We start from the raw sequence: 1575 nt of genomic DNA, 5'->3' as shown, positions 1-1575 counted from the left end.
CTCAACTCAACCAATCTCGACAGCCAGTGGCCGAACCTGAATCGCGCCGCCCGAACGTCACCCGGCAGGCACGTCCTTGGCCCGGGGCGACGAGACTCGCGGCATCCGCGTCCGCGGAATGCCATGAGGCGAGTCTCGTCGGGACGTCGGCAAGAAATCCCTAGTTCTGCGGCGCTTCGTCGCGACGACGCGGCGGGACGCGGGTACGCGTCACGCCGCGTCGGTCTTCTTGACGCCTCTTTGTCTGCTGCTTGCCTGTTGCTTGTCTGTTTGTTTGTCTGTTGCTGGTCCTGATGGCCGGTGCCGCACCGGCGTGGTGTGCCGCTGTGCGGCCGCTACCAGCTGCCGGCCAGCAGAAGGTCCCCGTACTCGTGCTCACGGGACACCTGCTGGAGGTCGGACTCGACCATCATGTGCATCAGCTGCGGGAAGTCGACGGTCGGCTCCCAGCCCAACTCGGTGCGGACCCGCTGGGTGTCCGCGCACAGCACCTCGACCTCGGCCGGACGCACCAGGGCGGGGTCGACGCAGACGTAGTCCTTCCAGTCGAGGTCCACGTGCTCGAAGGCATAGCGCACCGCGTCCCGGACCGTGTGCATCTGGCCGGTTCCCACCACGTAGTCGGTCGGTTCCTCCTGCTGGAGCATGAGGTGCATCGCGCGGACGTAGTCGCCGGCGAAGCCCCAGTCACGCACGGCGTCGAGGTTCCCGAGGTCCAGCTTCTTCTGGTGGCCCAGCTTGATGCGGGCGGCCGCCAGCGAGATCTTCCGGGTGACGAACTCCGCGCCACGGCGCGGGGACTCGTGGTTGAAGAGCATCCCGGACACCGCGTACATCCCGAAGGACTCACGGTAGTTCTTCGTGATGAAGTGCCCGTACGTCTTCGCGACGCCGTACGGGCTGCGGGGGTGGAACCTGGTGGTCTCGCTCTGCGGAGTCTCGGCGGCCTTGCCGAACATCTCCGAGGAGGACGCCTGGTAGAAACGGATCTGGCCACCGCCCGCGTGGCGGGAGCCGTTCAGCCCGCTCACCATGCGGATGGCTTCGAGCATCCGCAGGACACCCATGCCGTTGATCTCGGTGACCAGTTCGGCCTGCTGCCACGACATCGGCACAAAGGAAATCGCGCCGAGGTTGTACACCTCGTCCGGCTGCACCGTGTCCACGGCCGATACGAGACTTGCCTGATCCATGAGATCGCCGTCCACGAACGACAAATCGGAGACCAGACGGCTCACCCGCGATTTCCGCGGATTGGCCTGTCCCCTGATCAATCCCCATACCTGGTAACCCTGCGAGAGCAGGTGTTCCGCCAGGTAAGAACCGTCCTGTCCGGTGATCCCAGTGATCAACGCGCGCCTGGACATGTCATCCCCTTCTCTCCCCCGGACAGACCGCCCCCACGCAGAGCTGTCCCACCACGGGAGCGGAACATGCGAAAGTCCGACGGTGAACGCACCGGAAGAATGACCGGTCGATGAACTGGCACCGAATGCGCTTCTGTCCGGCCGATATATGCGACCGCACGCTCGCAGTCGCCCGACGGCAGTGTCAAGAAAATGCCGACACACTAGG

Annotated in this window: 1 protein-coding gene; it reads right to left on the bottom strand. The window is 65.0% G+C overall.

Going from position 1 to position 1575, the window contains the following annotated elements; translation table 11 throughout:
- Window positions 1–335: 335 nt before the first annotated feature.
- Window positions 336–1367 (bottom strand): GDP-mannose 4,6-dehydratase, encoded by a 1032-nt coding sequence (locus tag FHS38_RS06730; protein ID WP_130880881.1) that lies wholly within the window; start codon window positions 1365–1367, stop codon window positions 336–338.
- Window positions 1368–1575: the final 208 nt, after the last annotated feature.

It is taken from the genome of Streptomyces netropsis (assembly GCF_014203545.1).
Lineage (GTDB): Bacteria > Actinomycetota > Actinomycetes > Streptomycetales > Streptomycetaceae > Streptomyces > Streptomyces netropsis.
This window is presented reverse-complemented; position numbering and strand designations above follow the sequence as displayed.